Here is a 15,653-nt window from a genome sequence, read left to right as displayed (position 1 = left end):
CATTGTTGCGCCGCGTTGCGGCGTCGTTTTTCGCGATGATACCATCGCGTTCATCCGAGGGGAGAGCGAAGCGACCCAGCTAGTGAAGTTGTGATCAGTCGGTTGTTGCGATGCACGCAGCGAGGACAGCGTTTGCAGTGCCGTGGGTGCGGTTCTAGTCGGTCTTGACGTCGAGCTTGGTTGCGCCGGTGTAGTCGTAAAGGTCGTGCAGCAATGTGAGGATCTCGGCGGCGATCGCGGCGTCCGTCAGCGTCAGCGGATAGCTCTTGCTGTAGTTCGGTGCGCGGCCCGGCTCCTTGTAGCCGGCCGCCGTCAGACGCGCGACGCGATCCGGCTTCAGGACGGCGCTCAGCGCCGCCCAGCTTTCCGCCGATTGGGCTTCGCAATACAACGCCACCGGCGGCGTCTCCGGCATGCACTGGATGTAGCCGATGCCGCTGTCGAACACCGCATAGACCCGATGGGCCGCGTTCACCCGCAGTCGCTGAATCTCTGCTGTGACCGACGGACCGTACAGCTTGATCAGGGCTTCCGCAGTTTCGGCGGTCTGCGGCTGTGGCTTCGCCGCGTAAGAGCACGTGAGCAGCGCGGTCGAGAGCATTGACGGTGCGCCGCTGACCATGCCGGCGAGATTCTGGGACGGCCCGTTCCGCGGAGGGCAGGGGATGTCGACCACCCAGTCGGTTTTCAGTTCGAGGTCTTGAAGGTTGATGTCGTAGGCCTCAGTCAGCGTGCGTAGGATGTCTGCAGAGATCTGGCCGGTCGGTGCGTCGGCCGGAAATACTTTCGCGTAGTTGCCGAAAGCCGGATCTACGGTCCAGCCGAGCGCCGCGAGCCGGTTTTGCCGTTCGATCGTCAGGACGCGTTTCAACGACGGTTGCAGCGTCGGTCCGGCGGCTTCGCAGCGCATCTCGCGGCTCGGCAGTCGGTGGCACTGGACGTATTTGTTGCCGTCCCAGATTGTCGCGTAGCCGACCTTCTTGGCGCGGACGATGCTGGTGATGTTCTGCAGCGCGGCGTCGACCCGGTCGACCGCTGCCTCTTCGGCATGCCCGGGCGCGGCTGTCGCACCCAAGGTCATCAGCAGGGTGATCGCGGCGGCAAATCGAGCCCGCTGCTGCCTCATGATTTCCTCCGCTCACTCCGGCCGGCACCGCGGCCCTGCTCCACATGGAACATAGAGTGAACGAAGATGTTATGGAGTCAACCTTAGGTTGATACCAAAATTGAGTACGCTCAGCCCCAGCTCCGCAGCCGGCGGAGCTGCGGCGTCTTCTTGTGCTGGTGATCGGCCATCCGGCCGAGCAGGGTGTCGAGCTCGGTGATCGCCTTGAACAGATAGGGGCCCTTGTTCAGCATCACGCATTCGGCACGTGCCGCCATCGCGGCGTCGGTCATCTCGCCGCGCGACGGCGTGCCCTTCTTCACCAGATGTTCGAGCACCTGGGTGGCCCATATCACCGGGACGTGGGCGGCTTCGCCGATCCAAAGGATCTCCTCCTGCATCTCTGCCAGCCGGGCGAAGCCGATCTCCACCGCCAGATCGCCGCGCGCGATCATCACAGCGGTCGGCTGCCGGCCGGCGGCCTGCACCAGAATGTCCGGCAGGTGCGCGACCGCGTCCGGCGTCTCGATCTTCAGCACCAGCGACAGCTTGTGCCAGTCGTCGGGCCGGCGTTCGGAGAGCGCCGCCTGCAGCATCTTGACGTCGCCGACCGACTGCACGAACGAGAACTCGATGCCGTCGGCATGGGCGGCGACGAAATCGAGGTCGGCGCGGTCCTTGGCGGTCAGCGCCGGGATGTCGAGCGGCGTATCTGGGAAGTTGAGGCCTTTCTCCGGCTTCAGCCGCAGGCCGTTGTCGGCCGTCGCGGTGACGCGGCCGACCAAACCCCAGGGCGTCTTGCGCTCGATCCGGACACACAGCTTGCCGTCGTCGACGAACACCCGCGCGCCCACCTGGGTGCGGGTCAACGGATCGGGCAGCGTGCATTCCACCGCGAAATGCTCTTCCTCCAGATCGATCCGGCCGAATTCGCCTTGCGCCACGATCGCCACCAGGTCGCCGGTGACGATGCGGTCGCGGCCGTCGGGCGTGCGCGCGGCGCCGGTGCGGATCTTCGGGCCGGCAATGTCCATCAGCACCTTCATCCGGCGGCCGGTGGCTTCTTCGGCGACGTGCAGGTGATTGATCATCCGCTGCCAGGCGGCGGCATCGTCGTGGGCGCAGTTGATCCGCACCGCCTCGACGCCGCGCTCGGCGAGCCGCAGCATGAAGGTGGCATCGTCGGCGGCTTCGCTCGGGCAGGTCACCAGCAGCGCGGAGCGGCGGGCGCCCGACCGCGGACCGAACAGCTCGGTGCTGCGGCTGGCCAATTCGTGTTCGCCGGCGAAAAACTGCTTGGTCGACGGCCGCAGCGTGTCCGGCTCGCGCGCCAGCGCCGCGAGGGTGGCGCGGACGGCGAGCAGCGTCGGCATCACCCGGCTTTCCAGCCGGCCGAGCGACGACAGCCCGAGCGCCATCAAGGCGTGCTGCAGCGGACGCAAATCGTGATGACGCAGCGCCAGATAATGGGCGAGATTGGCGGCGCTGGCGGCGAAGCCGGGGCGGTGGATCTGATCTGCCCAGCCGGCGATCCGGTCGCGGCTGACGTCTTCGACCTCCGCGATCAAGGTGTCGAGCTTGTGCTTGAGGCGGAGGATCTCGGTCGGCATCGCTGGCGGCTCACGGTTCAGGCGGCGCGCAAGGCCGCATCCTACCCGCTCTAGGAGCGCTGGATGAAACCGATGTGACAGGGCCGGTGGCGGAAAGTCGTAGCTGTTCGGCCGGCGCGAAGGCAGGTTGATGGGTTTTTCGACATGAACTAGCATCTTCGGATGGTCGATCGACGACGAGGCGGACCGATGCGGGTCACTGTCACCGAGGCAAAGGATCAGCTTGCCGATCTGGTTCAGCGCGCCGAGGCTGGGGACGACGTCGTTCTCACGTTGCCGGGACATGCGGCCGTGCGCCTCGTTCCGATCGGCCACGAGGGTGAGTCCCGCTCCCGACGCGAGCTGCTCGAAGCCGCACGGGCGGCCGGTGCCGCGAAGGCCGCCGACGGGGTATCGGCAGCCCGCAGCCAGGATTTCCTGTATCGTGAGGATGGTCTGCCGCAGTGATTGCGGTGGACACCTCGGCCTTGATGGCGATCGTGCTGGACGAGCCGCAGGCGGCTGCCTGTATCGATGCAATTGCTGCAGAAGAGCGGATTTTGATCTCGCTGGGACGATGGTCGAGAGCCTGATCGTGGCGGCCCGCCGAAATGTTCGCGATGAGGTCGCCGGTCTGATCGAGGGGCTCGGTTTCGAGGTGGTCCCCGTCACGTCCCTATCTGCGCACGAAATCGCGGATGCCTATGAGAGATGGGGCAGATGCGCCTCTACCGCCGGATTGAACTTCGGTGACTGTTTCGCCTATCAGGTGGCGCGCGCATACGGATGCCGGCTGCTATATGTCGGTGAGGATTTTGCCCGGACGGATGTCGAAGGCGTGCTGCCAGGCCGCTAACGTGATCCAGATGACGACGTCAGCAGCGAAAGGTCTCTCGTGCCCACCATCCTCTATGGCATCAAGAATTGCGACACCATGAAGAAGGCGCGGGCTTGGCTGGATGGCCATGGCGTCAGCTACGCGTTCCACGACTACAAGACCGCGGGCATCGATCAAGAGCATCTCGAGCGCTGGGCAAAGCAGGCCGGCTGGGAGACGCTGCTCAACCGCGCCGGCACCACCTTCCGCAAGCTGCCCGAGGCGGACAAAGAGGGGCTGACCGAAGCCAAGGCGATCGCGCTGATGCTGACGCAGCCGTCGATGATCAAGCGCCCGGTTCTGGAGCACGGCCGCAAGCTGCTGGTCGGCTTCCGCCCGGAGGCTTACGCGGAGGTGTTCGATTGATGCTGATCACCGGTCGGCCGAGCGCCGGCCGGAGTTTCCCCCAGGCCCGACCGCCCGTAAACGCTGCCCAGCTTTGCATCTTGCACAAGGCTCGCGAATAGCGGCATAGTCCGGACAGAAAGACCGGGCCGGGGCGCCGATCGAGGCGCTCCGAGCACCGGCTCACAAGAAGACATCGGCTGTGCGCGTCGGCACCGCGCGCGTTCGATGGGGGGAAGCTGCTTGGCCGATGACATCATCCTCGAAACCAACGGATTGACCAAGGAATTCGCCGGCTTCTTCGCCGTGCGGGACGTCAATCTGCGGGTCCGCCGTGGTCACATTCACGCGCTGATCGGCCCCAACGGGGCCGGCAAGACCACGTGTTTCAACCTGCTCACCAAGTTCCTGCGGCCGTCCGCGGGACAGATCCTGTACAACGGCCAGGACATCACCGCGATGGCGCCCGCCGACGTCGCGCGGCTCGGGCTGGTGCGATCGTTTCAGATCTCGGCGGTGTTCCCGCATCTGACAGCGCTGGAGAACGTCCGCGTCGCGCTGCAGCGACAGCACGGTTCGTCGTTCGACTTCTGGCGCTCCAAGAGCGTGCTCGACAAGTACAATCAGCGCGCTCGCGAGCTGCTCGACGATGTCGGCCTTTCCGAGTTCGCCGAAACCCCCGCGGTCGAGATGCCCTATGGCCGCAAGCGCGCGCTGGAGATCGCCACCACGCTGGCGCTCGATCCGGAAATGATGCTGCTCGACGAGCCGATGGCCGGCATGGGGCACGAGGACATCGACAAGATCGCGGCGCTGATCAAGCGGATCTCGGCCAAGTACACGATCCTGATGGTCGAGCACAATTTGAGCGTGGTCGCCAACCTGTCCGACGTCATCACCGTCCTGACCCGCGGTCAGGTGCTGGCCGAGGGGCACTACAACGAGCTCACCCAGGACCAGCGCGTCAAGGAAGCCTATCTCGGAGCGGGTCATGGTTGAGGCGACGACATTGCAGCGGCCGGCGTCGTCGACCGCAGGCCCAGCGCTGCTCACGGTGCGCGATCTGCAGGCGTGGTACGGCGAGTCCCACATCCTGCACGGCATGAATTTCGACGTCCGCGAGGGCGAGGTGGTGACGCTGCTCGGCCGCAACGGCGCCGGCAAGACCACGACGCTGAAATCGGTGATGGGCATCGTCGGCAAGCGCAGCGGCACCATCACCTTCGGCGGCGCCGACATCAGCCGGGCATCGTCGGACAAGATCGCCCGCGGCGGCATCGCGTTCTGTCCCGAGGAGCGCGGCATCTTCGCCAGCCTCGACGTCCGCGAGAACCTGATGCTGCCGCCGCAGGTGCGGCCGGGCGGGCTGTCGCTCGACCAGATCTTCGATCTGTTCCCGAACCTGCGCGAGCGGCTGAAGAGCCAGGGCACCAAGCTCTCGGGCGGCGAGCAGCAGATGCTGGCGATCGCCCGAATCCTGCGCACCGGCGCGCGGTTCCTGATGCTCGACGAGCCGACCGAAGGGCTGGCGCCGGTGATCATCCAGCAGATCGGCGCCACCATCGCGCGGCTGAAGAACGAGGGCTTCACCATCCTGCTGGTGGAGCAGAACTTCCGCTTCGCCGCCACGGTGGCGGACCGCTACTACGTGGTCGAGCACGGCAAGATCATCGACGGCTTCGCCAATTCCGAGCTCGAAGCCAACATGGACAAGCTTCACACCTATCTCGGCGTCTGACGGCGGGACCGGTGAACTCCACGAAAGACTGAGAGCAAGATGGATATCAACGTCCCCGCTCTACTGGCGCAGCTTCTGGTCGGCCTGATCAACGGCTCGTTCTACGCGCTGCTCAGCCTCGGCCTCGCCGTGATCTTCGGCATGCTCAACATCATCAACTTTGCGCACGGCGCGCTGTACATGATGGGCGCGTTCTGCGCCTATTTCCTGCTCAATCTGCTCGGCCTGAACTATTGGTGGGCGCTGATTCTGTCGCCGATCATCGTCGGCCTGTTCGGCATGGTGATGGAGCGCACGCTGCTGCAATGGCTGTCGGGGCTCGATCATCTCTACGGCCTGCTGCTCACCTTCGGCGTCGCGCTGATCATCCAGGGTGTATTCCAGAACTATTTCGGCTCGTCCGGCCTGCCTTATGCGATCCCCGAGCAGCTCCGCGGCGCGATCAATCTCGGCTTCATGTACTTGCCGGTGTATCGCGGCTGGGTGGTGGTGTTCTCGCTGGTGGTGTGCCTGCTGACCTGGTTCCTGATCGAGCGGACCCGGCTCGGCGCTTATCTGCGCGCCGCCACCGAGAACCCGACGCTGGTGCGCGCGTTCGGCATCAACGTGCCGCGGATGATCACGCTGACCTACGGCCTCGGCGTCGGGCTCGCGGCGCTCGCCGGCGTGCTGTCGGCGCCGATCAATCAGGTCCGGCCCCTGATGGGCGCCGACCTGATCATCGTGGTGTTCGCGGTGGTGGTGATCGGCGGCATGGGTTCGATCATGGGCTCGATCATCACCGGCTTCGCTCTCGGCGTCGTCGAGGGACTGACCAAATATTTCTACCCCGAGGCCTCCAACACCGTGGTGTTCGTGCTGATGGTGCTGGTGCTGCTGGTGAAACCCTCGGGCCTGACCGGACGGACAACCTGACATGACCTCGATTGCGCACAATTCCGTCCCGACCACGACTCGCCGCCCAGTGCGTGACGAGATGATCGCGTTCGCGATCATGACCGTGCTGCTCGCTGTGGTGCCTTTCACCGGGGTGTATCCGTTCTTCGTGATGCAGGGGCTGTGCTTCGCGCTGCTGGCCTGCGCCTTCAACCTGCTGATCGGCTATGGCGGACTGCTGTCGTTCGGCCACGCGATGTTTCTCGGCACCGCCGGCTATGTCAGCGGCCACGCGCTGAAGGTCTGGGGACTGCCGCCGGAACTGGCGATCGTGGTCGGCACCGGGGCGTCGTTCGCGCTGGCGGTGGTAACCGGGCTGATTGCGATCCGCCGCCAGGGCATCTATTTCGCGATGATCACGCTGGCGCTGTCGCAACTGCTGTATTTCATCTATCTGCAGGCGCCGTTCACCCACGGCGAGGACGGCATTCAGGGCATTCCGCAGGGCAAGCTGTTCGGCTTCATCGACCTGTCCAACACCGACACGCTGTACTTCGTGGTTCTGGCCGGGTTCCTGATCGGCTTCCTGATCATCTACCGCGCGATCAATTCGCCGTTCGGCGAGGTGCTGAAGGCGATCCGTGAGAACGAGCCGCGCGCGGTGTCGCTCGGCTACAAGACCGATCAGTACAAGCTGCTGGCGTTCATCCTGTCGGGCACGCTGGCGGGCTTCGCCGGCTCGCTGAAAGTGTTCGTGGCGCAGAACGCGTCGCTGACCGACGTGCACTGGTCGATGTCCGGCGAAATCGTGTTGATGACTCTGGTCGGCGGGCTCGGCACGATCTTCGGCCCGGTGGTCGGCGCTTTCGTGATCATCGCCATGCAGCAATATCTCGCCGGCTTCGGCCAATGGGTCACGGTGATCCAGGGCGTGATCTTCGTCGCCTGCGTGCTGACCTTCCGCCGCGGCATCGTCGGGGAGATCGGGCACCTGTTCAAACGGTCGCTGTAGCGACCAAGGAGGGCCGCGGCTCCAGAGGCGTGAGCAGCGGCGAGCGGCACTTCGTTTTCCTGAACGGCAACCTGTCCAAATGAAAAACCGCCGCGTGGCTGAGCCGCGCGGCGGTTTGCTTTCGCGGCAGATCCCGCCGGCGCTACGGCTTCGGCGGCAGCTCGGGCCGCGCCGTGTGGTCCAGCGGCAATTCGGCTTCGCCCTCCGCGCGATGTTCTCGCCGTGGCTGCGCCGCCTTCTTGCGTGGCCGGGAGTGTTCGACCGCGTCGGTCATCAGCTTCTCGACGTCGGCACTGTATTTCGGTAGCGGGCCGGCCGCTTCGGCACTGGTGCTGCTCGCCGCAGCCTCGTCGGCCATGGCCGACTGCGGAAACGGCGCGGATTGCTCGGCCGGAGCTGGTGGCGCGTGGGTCAGGACGTTCGGCAGCACGTCCGGCTCCAGCGGTCGAGGCGGCACCGACGGAGCTTCGGCGACTGTATTGGCCGGCTCCTGTTCGGACGTGGATGCCGCCGGCTCGTTCTGAACGGGTTCGGGATGGGGAGGCTCGACCGGCCGAGCAGCCTCGACCCGCGGCGTCTCTGCCGGTGACGGTTCACTGCGGACCGGTTCGGCGCGGGCAGCGGAGCCGGCGTCGGCCAGAACCTGACGGACCAACTCGCGGGTGTTGAGGTCGTCGACCGGAATACTGTCAGGCCAGCGCAGGCTGCGTTCGGCGGCAGGCTCCAGGTGCGATGCTCGCTCCTGGACCGGGCTGTCAGGAGGCATCCGGACCCGCGGCGCGGCCTCGGCCGCGAACGCCTCGCGGCGCGGGCGCCGCGGCATGATCAGATTGCGGACGTCGATCTCGCTGCTTTCGAACTCCGGCTCGTCGAAGTCGCGGGCGCCGTAATCGCGCATCGCGTAGTCGCGGGCGACGAATTGCGGCGGACTGCGCCGGGCCGCCGCGCGGCGGGGGCGCTCGTCGTAGCGATCGTAGTCGTGGCGCCGGGCGAACTCCCGGCGATCGACATCGCGTGGATCGTGGTCGTCGTAGCCGCGGTCGTCATCGTCGCGGCGGCCATAGCGCCGCCAGTCGTAGCCGCGCCGATCGTCGCGGCGCCGCAGCTCGTCGTGTTCGGCATAGTCTTCACGGAAAGCGCGTTCGCGCGGTTCCGGGGCATAGGGGTCGAAATCGCGGGAGCGTTCGGCCGGCCGCTGCGGCTCAGGACGCGGATCCGCCGCCCGGACCGGCGCTGCGGGGGCTTGCGGCTTCGGCGGTTCGGCCGCCGCGGCCTGCGGCTGGGCGATCGTCACCGGCTCGACCGTCATCGCCGGCAGGGTGATGGCGGCCATCGCGGGCGCCGGAGCGGGCTTCGGTGCTTCGTCCTCGAGATCTTCGTTGTTCTCGATCCGCTGCCGCGCGCGTTCGACCTGCGCCTGAATCTTCGCGGCGTAGACGCTGGGCGGCGAGAAGAAGATTTTCGCAACCACCGGAACGATTTCCAGGAAGATGATGAAGAACCGGGTCATCCACGAGAACAGCGTCATGGTGGCGCCGTCGCGCGGATCGTTCTTCAGTTCCTGATATGCGGCGATACGCGTCAGCGGATCGAATGTGTCCTTCTTTTCCTGGAAGTAGGAGTCCGCCATCACCTTCTTGCGGAACTCGGCGACGCTGGCGACCTTGTCGACCTCGAACTGCTTGAGGTCGGCCCGCGCGGCGTCGATCCGGTGCTGCAGCGCGTCCGCCCGCGCCTTGATCGCGGCGCGCTCCTGCTCGCGCGCGGCGAGCGCGTCGGCGGTGATCTTGGCCTGCACCGCGCGCAGATCGTCGCGGCGGGCGTGCAGCTGCACGATCTCGGCCTCGCGCTCGGCGCGCTGGGCGATGAAGGCCTGGCGCTGTTTCTTGGCGAATTCGTAGCGGGGGCCTGCGCCCGGGCGGCCGGAATTGTTCGGGGCGGCCTTCAACCCGAACTCTTCGGCGTTCATGTCGGCGGTATAGCGCTGGATCGTCCGGTCGATCTCGGCAATGTCGGCGCGGATGCCGGCTTCGCGGTCGGTGACCGACTTGATCTGCTGCTCGATGTCCTCGGTGCGCGCCTGGGTGGTCGGCTCCGGCTTCGGCTGTTCGGTGAGGGCGGCGCGGTGCAGCGCCTCGAGCTGCTCGATGTCGGCCTGCCGGCGTTTGGCCTCGGCGTTCAGCCCGGCCTCGAAGGTGGCGATCTTGTCGTAGATCGGCTGATTGGCGGCGATCCGGTCGGCCTCGATCTTCTCGTTGATGGTCGAGGAGAAGATCGCCAGCTCCAGGAACATCGCGATCACCCAGGCCAGCCCGAACGACAGCGCCAGCCGGACGCCGACCCGGACGAACCGCCAGCCGGTCTGCTTGGCTTCGGCGCGCGACTGGATCGGCGCGGTATTCCACAGCGTGCCCTGATAGAACCAGTCCGACTGGCACAGCGCGCGGTCGAACATCAGCACCGTCAGGGCGATCACGCCGGACACCATCAGCCGGGTCCAGATATTGTCGATCATGTAGCCGGTGGCGTGAAACGACACGCCCAGCACCACGATGAACGACAGGCAGAGCGAAGCGCCGAGATGGGCGGCCCACAATTTGTCCGACGCCGGACAGCTCTGCAGAGTCTTGCGATCGACGCCAGCGATGATGCCAAGGACGCGTTGAATCATGGCCGCCCAGTTCTGCGGTGTCATGCGCCGCGGTTTGGAGTGACAGGTCGGCGGAGTCTAACAGAGCGTAAACAAATTCAATACGAGTGGCGCTTCAGGGGGCGAGTCAGCAGCCTGTCAAACGACCTCAGCACTGCCTGCTAAGTGCTGGTGATCGATGATAATCTCGGCTGTTACGAAGCGCGCCGGAACGGCCGCTCCCGTCCTCAATATTTTGGCAGGGGAGTCGGATCGGACACACCCGTCCATTCCTCTGTTACCACTCGGAGTCATCGCTGCGGGGCTCGAATTCACCCGAGCGGGTTCAAGTGATTCGCGAACCGTGAGTCGCCGCGATGACGCCGACGCCCGCCGGCGACCGGCCGCCCGGCAAATCCTGTGGACGATGCGTCGGCCCCGAGCCGGCCGGCGCAGCGGCGCGCGGGCGGTTTGCACGGATCGGCGCGCCGATGCCGGTCGGCTGCCCGGAATGGACGGTTGCCTGACCGGCTCCGAAGTGTTTTATGACGCCGGTGTGACGCGGCCGGGTGCCTCCGGCCCCGGACGGCCGACCTTTCAAATCCGCGTCACGTCAACCGGATAGCCCCAGATGCTACGATACTTTCGAGCCTTTCTGCCCAAGGAGGAGAGGTTCTTCGACCTGTTCGCCCAGCACACCCATACCGTGGTGCAGGGCGCCCAGGCGCTGCAGGACATGTTGCGCGGCGGCGACGAAACCCTGGTCCACTGTCAGCGCGTCAGTCATTTCGAATCCGAGGCCGACAACGTCACCCGCGAGGTGCTGACCGCGGTGCGCCGCACCTTCATCACCCCGTTCGACCGCGTCGACATCAAGAACCTGATCACCTCGATGGACGACGCCATCGACCAGATGCAGCAGACCGCCAAGGCGGTGATCCTGTTCGAGGTCCGCGAATTCGAGCCGCCGATGCGCGAGATCGGCGCACTGCTGGTCGAAAGCGCCAACCTGGTCGGCAAGGCGCTGCCGCTGATGAAGTCGATCGGGCCGAACCTGCAGATGCTGACGGCGATGACCGAAGAGATCACCAAGCTCGAAGGCCGGGTCGACGATCTGCACGACATCGGGCTCAAGGAGCTGTTCCTCAAGCACCGCAACGCCAACACCATGGACTACATTGTCGGCGCCGAGATCTACGACCATCTCGAAAAGGTCGCCGACCGGTTCGACGACGTCGCCAACGAGATCAACTCGATCGTCATCGAGCAGGTCTAGGGCAGGGGCCGGCCGTGGACGCTTCGCTCGGGCTGCCCATCCTGGTCGGATTGATCGCCGTCGCGCTGCTGTTCGACTTTCTGAACGGCCTGCACGACGCCGCCAATTCGATCGCGACCATCGTCTCGACCCGGGTGCTGCGGCCGCACTATGCGGTGTTCTGGGCGGCGTTCTTCAACTTCATCGCCTTCCTGGTGTTCGGTCTGCACGTCGCCAACACCATCGGCACCGGCATCATCGAACCGGGAGTGATCGACGCCGCGGTGATCTTCGCGGCGCTGACCGGCGCGATCGTCTGGAACCTGGTGACCTGGGGGCTCGGCATCCCGTCGAGCTCGTCGCATGCGCTGATCGGCGGCCTGCTCGGCGCCGGCCTCGCCAAGGCCGGCTTGTCGGCGGCGGTGTGGAGCGGGCTGACCAAGGCGCTGCTGGCGATCGTGCTGTCGCCGCTGGTCGGATTCCTGCTGGCGCTGGTGCTGGTGGCGATCGTGTCGTGGGCCTCGGTGCGGTCGACGCCATTCGCGGTGGACCGCGCCTTCCGCATCCTGCAGTTCGCCTCGGCCTCGCTGTATTCGCTCGGCCACGGCGGCAACGACGCCCAGAAGACGATGGGCATCATCGCGGTGCTTTTGTATTCGCAGGGCTATCTCGGCAGCGAGTTTTCGGTGCCGTTCTGGGTGGTGCTGTCGTGCCAGGCTGCAATGGCGCTCGGCACGCTGATGGGCGGCTGGCGGATCGTTCGCACCATGGGCCTGCGCATCACCAAGCTGACGCCGATGCAGGGCTTCTGCGCCGAAACCGGCGGCGCCGCGACGCTGTTCACGGCGACCTTCCTCGGCGTTCCCGTGTCGACCACCCACACCATCACCGGCGCGATCGTCGGCGTCGGCGCGGCGCGGCGGATGTCGGCGGTGCGCTGGAACGTGGCGAGCTCGATCGTGTACGCCTGGGTGATCACGATCCCGGCTTCGGCAATCGTCGCGGCGCTGGCGTATTGGGCGACCAGGCTGCTGCCGACGCACCTGTTCTGACGGTCACGAGGTTGCGCTCAGGCGACTTTCAGCGGCTGGATGTGGCTGACATCGACGTTGCGCTCTGCATGCCAGGTATCGAACGCAGCCTGCATCCTGACCCATGGCGCGGCGCCACCGCCGAACAGCTTGCCGACTCGCACCGCGACTTGCGGGGACATTGGCTTCCGCTCGCTGAGAATGTCGTTCAAGTGCTGGCGGGAGATGCCGAGCAGTCGGGCGATCTCCGACTTGGAACGTTTGACGGAAGGGATAACGTCCTCGCGCAGCACGGCGCCCGGATGGGCTGGACAACGGTCCTTGCTGCGCTTGGCGATATGATCGTTCATCGTTCTGCGTCCTGATGTCGAAGGTGAGCCGGCTGTTCCGCGTCAGTGATACTGTTCGAAATCGACCCGATAGGCATCACCTGCTTCGAATTCGAAGGTGATGCACCAAGGGCCATTCACATGTACCGAATAGCGCTGAGGTTTGCCGCGCAGCGCGTGAAAGTCGAAACCAACGACGTTCATCTGCTCCGGTGAAGTCACCACATCGAGCTGGTCGAGACGCCTGAGAACCCGTGCCAGCATCTTCGCGTCGATCTTCGAGGTCTTTCCGGTCGACCACAGCTCGGCCAAAGCCTTGGACCTGAACGTCTTGATCATGCCTCGGAGCCCGCATGACTGTCAGCAAACAGCTTACAGCAGCGGCGATGTCGACGCAATCAGGCCGGCTTCTGCGACGAGCCGAGCCTCAGCCCACCAGCTTCAGCCCGACGATGCCGGCGACGATCAGGCCGATGCAGGCGAGGCGGCCGACCGTGGCGGGATCGCCGAACAGCGCGATGCCGAGCGCCGCGGTGCCGACCGCGCCGATCCCGCTCCACACCGCATAGGCGGTGCCGATCGGCAGCGTCTTCAGGGCGAGCCCGAGCAGCGCGACGCTGGCGACCATCGCCGACACGGTCAGTGCCGTCGGCACCAGCCGGGTGAAGCCTTCGGTGTATTTCAGGCCGAGCGCCCAGCCGATCTCCATCAGGCCGGCGACGAACAGATAGAACCAGGCCATGGCGGCCTCCTTGCGCACGTCCGGGCAATTTTGATGAGGCCATCCAGCGGGATGGCGCGCCGGCGCAATGCGCGGTCTTGGCGGAGGCCGGGTCGTCCCGGCCGAAAAGGTGATTTTGAGGTCGTCCTCGAACCCCTATATGAGGGACGCCGCTGCGCCGCGCAACTGCGGGCGCGGCGATCCGCCGGAAGCCCTTGATTGCGCCGGCTTTCCCTGCCACAGGCTGACGCATGTCCGACACCGCTGTTCCGGCCGAAGCGCCGTCCTCGACCCCGATTTCGCTCGCCCATGAAGTGGCGCGGCGGCGCACCTTTGCGATCATTTCGCATCCCGACGCCGGCAAGACCACGCTGACCGAAAAGCTGCTGCTGTTCGGCGGCGCGATCAATCTCGCCGGTCAGGTCAAGGCCAAGGGCGAACGCCGCAACACCCGCTCGGACTGGATGAAGATCGAGCGCGACCGCGGCATCTCGGTGGTCACCTCGGTGATGACCTTCGAATTCGACGGGCTGGTCTTCAACCTGCTCGACACCCCGGGCCACGAGGACTTCTCGGAAGACACCTACCGGACGCTGACCGCGGTCGACTCCGCCGTGATGGTGATCGACGCCGCCAAGGGCATCGAGGCGCGCACGCGGAAGCTGTTCGAGGTCTGCCGGCTGCGCGACATTCCGATCATCACCTTCATCAACAAGATGGACCGCGAGACCCGCGACATCTTCGATCTCTTGGACGAGATCGAGAAGACGCTGGCGCTCGACACCACGCCGATGACCTGGCCGGTCGGGCGCGGCCGCGACTTCCTCGGCACCTACGACGTGCTCGACGGCGGCGTGCGCCTGCTCGAAGGCGGCGGCGCCAAGACCGGCGCGGCCGAGCAGATCACGATCGAGGAACTCGGCAAGCGCCATCCCAATCTCGACGTCGCCGCGGTCAAGGAGGAGCTGGAGCTCGCCACCGAAGCCTGCAAGCCGTTCGACCTCGAGGCGTTCCGCGAAGGCCATCTGACGCCGGTGTATTTCGGCTCGGCGCTGCGCAATTTCGGCGTCGGCGATCTGCTGCAGGGCCTCGGCCGCTACGCGCCGCCGCCGCGCGCGCAGGAAAGCAGCGCCCGCAAGATCGCCGCCGACGAGCCGAAGATGAGCGCCTTCGTGTTCAAGATCCAGGCCAACATGGATCCGAACCACCGTGACCGCATCGCGTTCGCGCGGCTGTGCTCGGGCAAGCTGACCCGCGGTATGAAGGCCAAGCTGGTACGCACCGGCAAGGCGATGCCGCTGTCGAGCCCGCAGTTCTTCTTCGCCCAGGACCGCTCGGTGGCCGACGAAGCCTTCGCCGGCGACGTCGTCGGCATTCCCAACCACGGCTCTTTGCGGATCGGCGATACGCTGACCGAGGGCGAGGACGTCACCTTCGTCGGCGTGCCTTCCTTTGCCCCGGAAATCGTCCGCCGCGTCCGGCTCACCGACGCGATGAAGGCCAAGAAGCTGAAAGAGGCGCTGCAGCAGATGTCGGAAGAGGGCGTCGTGCAGGTGTTCCGCCCGCGCGACGGCGCTCCGGCGCTGGTCGGCGTCGTCGGCCCGCTGCAGCTCGACGTGCTGAAAGCCCGGCTCGCCGCCGAGTATCAGCTGCCGGTCGATTTCGAAGTGTCCGAATTCCAGCTCGCGCGCTGGATCTCCTCCGACGACCGCAAGAAGCTCGACACCTTCATCGCCCATAACGGCTCGTCGATCGCCGACGACGTCGACGGCGATCCGGTGTACCTCGCCAAGAACGAATTCTATCTCGGCTACACCAAAGACCGCGCCGAAGGGATCGTGTTCTCGGAAATCAAGGACGTGAAGAAGACGGGTTGAGGCGACGTACTACGCGCCATCACGATGCGTCATTGCCGGGCTTGCCCCGGCAATCCATCCTCTTCGTCTGATCGTCGTCTTTGTTGCGCGCTCGGCGCGCGATGGATGCGCGGGTCAAGCCCGCGCATGACGACTTTCATGTAATCAACCCTGTCAAACAGCCACACCTCCGCATCCTCGCGGCGCAATGCGCCCGAGCTTTGCCCGAACAGCCGCCCCGAAGTGAGGGGCGGCGGCGCGCCGCAAGACGCGGCGTTGGTCGTGTCGCG

The 15,653-nt window shown here is 65.7% G+C and carries 15 protein-coding genes and 1 pseudogene; 10 read left to right on the top strand and 6 right to left on the bottom strand.

The genetic code is table 11. The annotated features are described in order from the left end of the window. Positions 1-154 precede the first annotated feature (154 nt). On the bottom strand, positions 155-1,126 hold the full coding sequence (locus DWA33_RS12620) for a TY-Chap domain-containing protein (RefSeq protein ID WP_114358431.1): 972 nt from the start codon (positions 1,124-1,126) through the stop codon (positions 155-157). A gap of 110 nt (positions 1,127-1,236) precedes the next feature. Further along, positions 1,237-2,715, bottom strand: a complete 1,479-nt coding sequence (locus tag DWA33_RS12615; RefSeq protein WP_114358430.1) for a pyruvate kinase — start codon at positions 2,713-2,715, stop codon at positions 1,237-1,239. A gap of 189 nt (positions 2,716-2,904) precedes the next feature. Between DWA33_RS12615 and DWA33_RS12610 the strand changes: the two genes are divergently transcribed. The 7 genes and pseudogenes from DWA33_RS12610 to DWA33_RS12580 all read left to right on the top strand — a co-directional run bounded on the left by DWA33_RS12610 (position 2,905) and on the right by DWA33_RS12580 (position 7,542). Further along, positions 2,905-3,162 (top strand): type II toxin-antitoxin system Phd/YefM family antitoxin, encoded by a 258-nt coding sequence (locus DWA33_RS12610; protein ID WP_114358429.1) that lies wholly within the window; start codon positions 2,905-2,907, stop codon positions 3,160-3,162. Next, positions 3,159-3,550 (top strand): annotated as a pseudogene (locus DWA33_RS12605) (type II toxin-antitoxin system VapC family toxin). The gene DWA33_RS12610 and the pseudogene DWA33_RS12605 overlap by 4 nt, the downstream one beginning before the upstream one ends. Before the next feature lie 39 nt (positions 3,551-3,589). After that, the gene (locus tag DWA33_RS12600; protein ID WP_114358428.1) at positions 3,590-3,937 is read left to right on the top strand and encodes an ArsC family reductase; all 348 of its coding nucleotides are present in this window, start codon (positions 3,590-3,592) and stop codon (positions 3,935-3,937) included. Positions 3,938-4,159: 222 nt separating this feature from the next. Further along, entirely contained in the window at positions 4,160-4,915 is a 756-nt protein-coding gene (locus DWA33_RS12595; protein ID WP_114358427.1) for an ABC transporter ATP-binding protein, read from the top strand. Next, the gene (locus DWA33_RS12590; RefSeq protein WP_114358426.1) at positions 4,908-5,654 is read left to right on the top strand and encodes an ABC transporter ATP-binding protein; all 747 of its coding nucleotides are present in this window, start codon (positions 4,908-4,910) and stop codon (positions 5,652-5,654) included. Before DWA33_RS12595 ends, DWA33_RS12590 begins: the two co-directional genes overlap by 8 nt. Before the next feature lie 39 nt (positions 5,655-5,693). Continuing rightward, the gene (locus DWA33_RS12585; protein WP_114358425.1) at positions 5,694-6,569 is read left to right on the top strand and encodes a branched-chain amino acid ABC transporter permease; all 876 of its coding nucleotides are present in this window, start codon (positions 5,694-5,696) and stop codon (positions 6,567-6,569) included. 1 nt (position 6,570) lies between these two features. Beyond that, positions 6,571-7,542 (top strand): branched-chain amino acid ABC transporter permease, encoded by a 972-nt coding sequence (locus DWA33_RS12580; protein WP_114358424.1) that lies wholly within the window; start codon positions 6,571-6,573, stop codon positions 7,540-7,542. Between the two features lie 142 nt (positions 7,543-7,684). On the opposite strand, the gene DWA33_RS12575 is transcribed toward DWA33_RS12580, so the two are convergent. Continuing rightward, positions 7,685-10,213, bottom strand: coding sequence for a DUF4407 domain-containing protein (locus DWA33_RS12575; protein WP_347337894.1), 2,529 nt, complete (start codon positions 10,211-10,213; stop codon positions 7,685-7,687). A 589-nt stretch (positions 10,214-10,802) separates the two neighbouring features. On the opposite strand from DWA33_RS12575, the gene DWA33_RS12570 reads away from it, so the two are divergent. Together DWA33_RS12570 and DWA33_RS12565 are read left to right on the top strand one after the other, a co-directional pair. After that, positions 10,803-11,447 (top strand): DUF47 domain-containing protein, encoded by a 645-nt coding sequence (locus tag DWA33_RS12570; protein WP_114358422.1) that lies wholly within the window; start codon positions 10,803-10,805, stop codon positions 11,445-11,447. A gap of 14 nt (positions 11,448-11,461) precedes the next feature. Further along, the gene (locus DWA33_RS12565; RefSeq protein ID WP_114358421.1) at positions 11,462-12,478 is read left to right on the top strand and encodes an inorganic phosphate transporter; all 1,017 of its coding nucleotides are present in this window, start codon (positions 11,462-11,464) and stop codon (positions 12,476-12,478) included. A 17-nt stretch (positions 12,479-12,495) separates the two neighbouring features. Here DWA33_RS12565 and DWA33_RS12560 read toward each other — a convergent pair whose 3' ends face one another. The 3 genes from DWA33_RS12560 to sugE form a co-directional block, all read right to left on the bottom strand. Then, entirely contained in the window at positions 12,496-12,807 is a 312-nt protein-coding gene (locus tag DWA33_RS12560) for a HigA family addiction module antitoxin (RefSeq protein WP_114358420.1), read from the bottom strand. Between the two features lie 42 nt (positions 12,808-12,849). Further along, positions 12,850-13,125 (bottom strand): type II toxin-antitoxin system RelE/ParE family toxin, encoded by a 276-nt coding sequence (locus DWA33_RS12555; protein WP_011157836.1) that lies wholly within the window; start codon positions 13,123-13,125, stop codon positions 12,850-12,852. Between the two features lie 88 nt (positions 13,126-13,213). Next, positions 13,214-13,528: a quaternary ammonium compound efflux SMR transporter SugE gene (gene sugE / locus DWA33_RS12550; RefSeq protein WP_011157837.1), complete on the bottom strand. Its 315-nt coding sequence runs from the start codon at positions 13,526-13,528 to the stop codon at positions 13,214-13,216. A gap of 230 nt (positions 13,529-13,758) precedes the next feature. On the opposite strand from sugE, the gene DWA33_RS12545 reads away from it, so the two are divergent. After that, the gene (locus DWA33_RS12545; protein WP_114358419.1) at positions 13,759-15,384 is read left to right on the top strand and encodes a peptide chain release factor 3; all 1,626 of its coding nucleotides are present in this window, start codon (positions 13,759-13,761) and stop codon (positions 15,382-15,384) included. The last annotated feature ends 269 nt before the right edge of the window (positions 15,385-15,653 follow it).

The sequence above is a fragment of the Rhodopseudomonas pentothenatexigens genome (assembly GCF_900218015.1).
GTDB lineage: Bacteria > Pseudomonadota > Alphaproteobacteria > Rhizobiales > Xanthobacteraceae > Rhodopseudomonas > Rhodopseudomonas pentothenatexigens.
This window is presented reverse-complemented; position numbering and strand designations above follow the sequence as displayed.

What these genes read in the sequence shown, in the direction of transcription:
- DWA33_RS12620 (WP_114358431.1), bottom strand. Translation starts at nt 1,126, where the DNA reads ATGAGGCAGCAGCGGGCTCGATTTGCCGCCGCGATCACCCTGCTGATG.
- DWA33_RS12615 (WP_114358430.1), bottom strand. Translation starts at nt 2,715, where the DNA reads ATGCCGACCGAGATCCTCCGCCTCAAGCACAAGCTCGACACCTTGATC.
- DWA33_RS12610 (WP_114358429.1), top strand. Translation starts at nt 2,905, where the DNA reads ATGCGGGTCACTGTCACCGAGGCAAAGGATCAGCTTGCCGATCTGGTT.
- DWA33_RS12590 (WP_114358426.1), top strand. Translation starts at nt 4,908, where the DNA reads ATGGTTGAGGCGACGACATTGCAGCGGCCGGCGTCGTCGACCGCAGGC.
- DWA33_RS12585 (WP_114358425.1), top strand. Translation starts at nt 5,694, where the DNA reads ATGGATATCAACGTCCCCGCTCTACTGGCGCAGCTTCTGGTCGGCCTG.
- DWA33_RS12580 (WP_114358424.1), top strand. Translation starts at nt 6,571, where the DNA reads ATGACCTCGATTGCGCACAATTCCGTCCCGACCACGACTCGCCGCCCA.
- DWA33_RS12575 (WP_347337894.1), bottom strand. Translation starts at nt 10,213, where the DNA reads ATGATTCAACGCGTCCTTGGCATCATCGCTGGCGTCGATCGCAAGACT.
- DWA33_RS12570 (WP_114358422.1), top strand. Translation starts at nt 10,803, where the DNA reads ATGCTACGATACTTTCGAGCCTTTCTGCCCAAGGAGGAGAGGTTCTTC.
- DWA33_RS12560 (WP_114358420.1), bottom strand. Translation starts at nt 12,807, where the DNA reads ATGAACGATCATATCGCCAAGCGCAGCAAGGACCGTTGTCCAGCCCAT.
- DWA33_RS12555 (WP_011157836.1), bottom strand. Translation starts at nt 13,125, where the DNA reads ATGATCAAGACGTTCAGGTCCAAGGCTTTGGCCGAGCTGTGGTCGACC.
- sugE (WP_011157837.1), bottom strand. Translation starts at nt 13,528, where the DNA reads ATGGCCTGGTTCTATCTGTTCGTCGCCGGCCTGATGGAGATCGGCTGG.
- DWA33_RS12545 (WP_114358419.1), top strand. Translation starts at nt 13,759, where the DNA reads ATGTCCGACACCGCTGTTCCGGCCGAAGCGCCGTCCTCGACCCCGATT.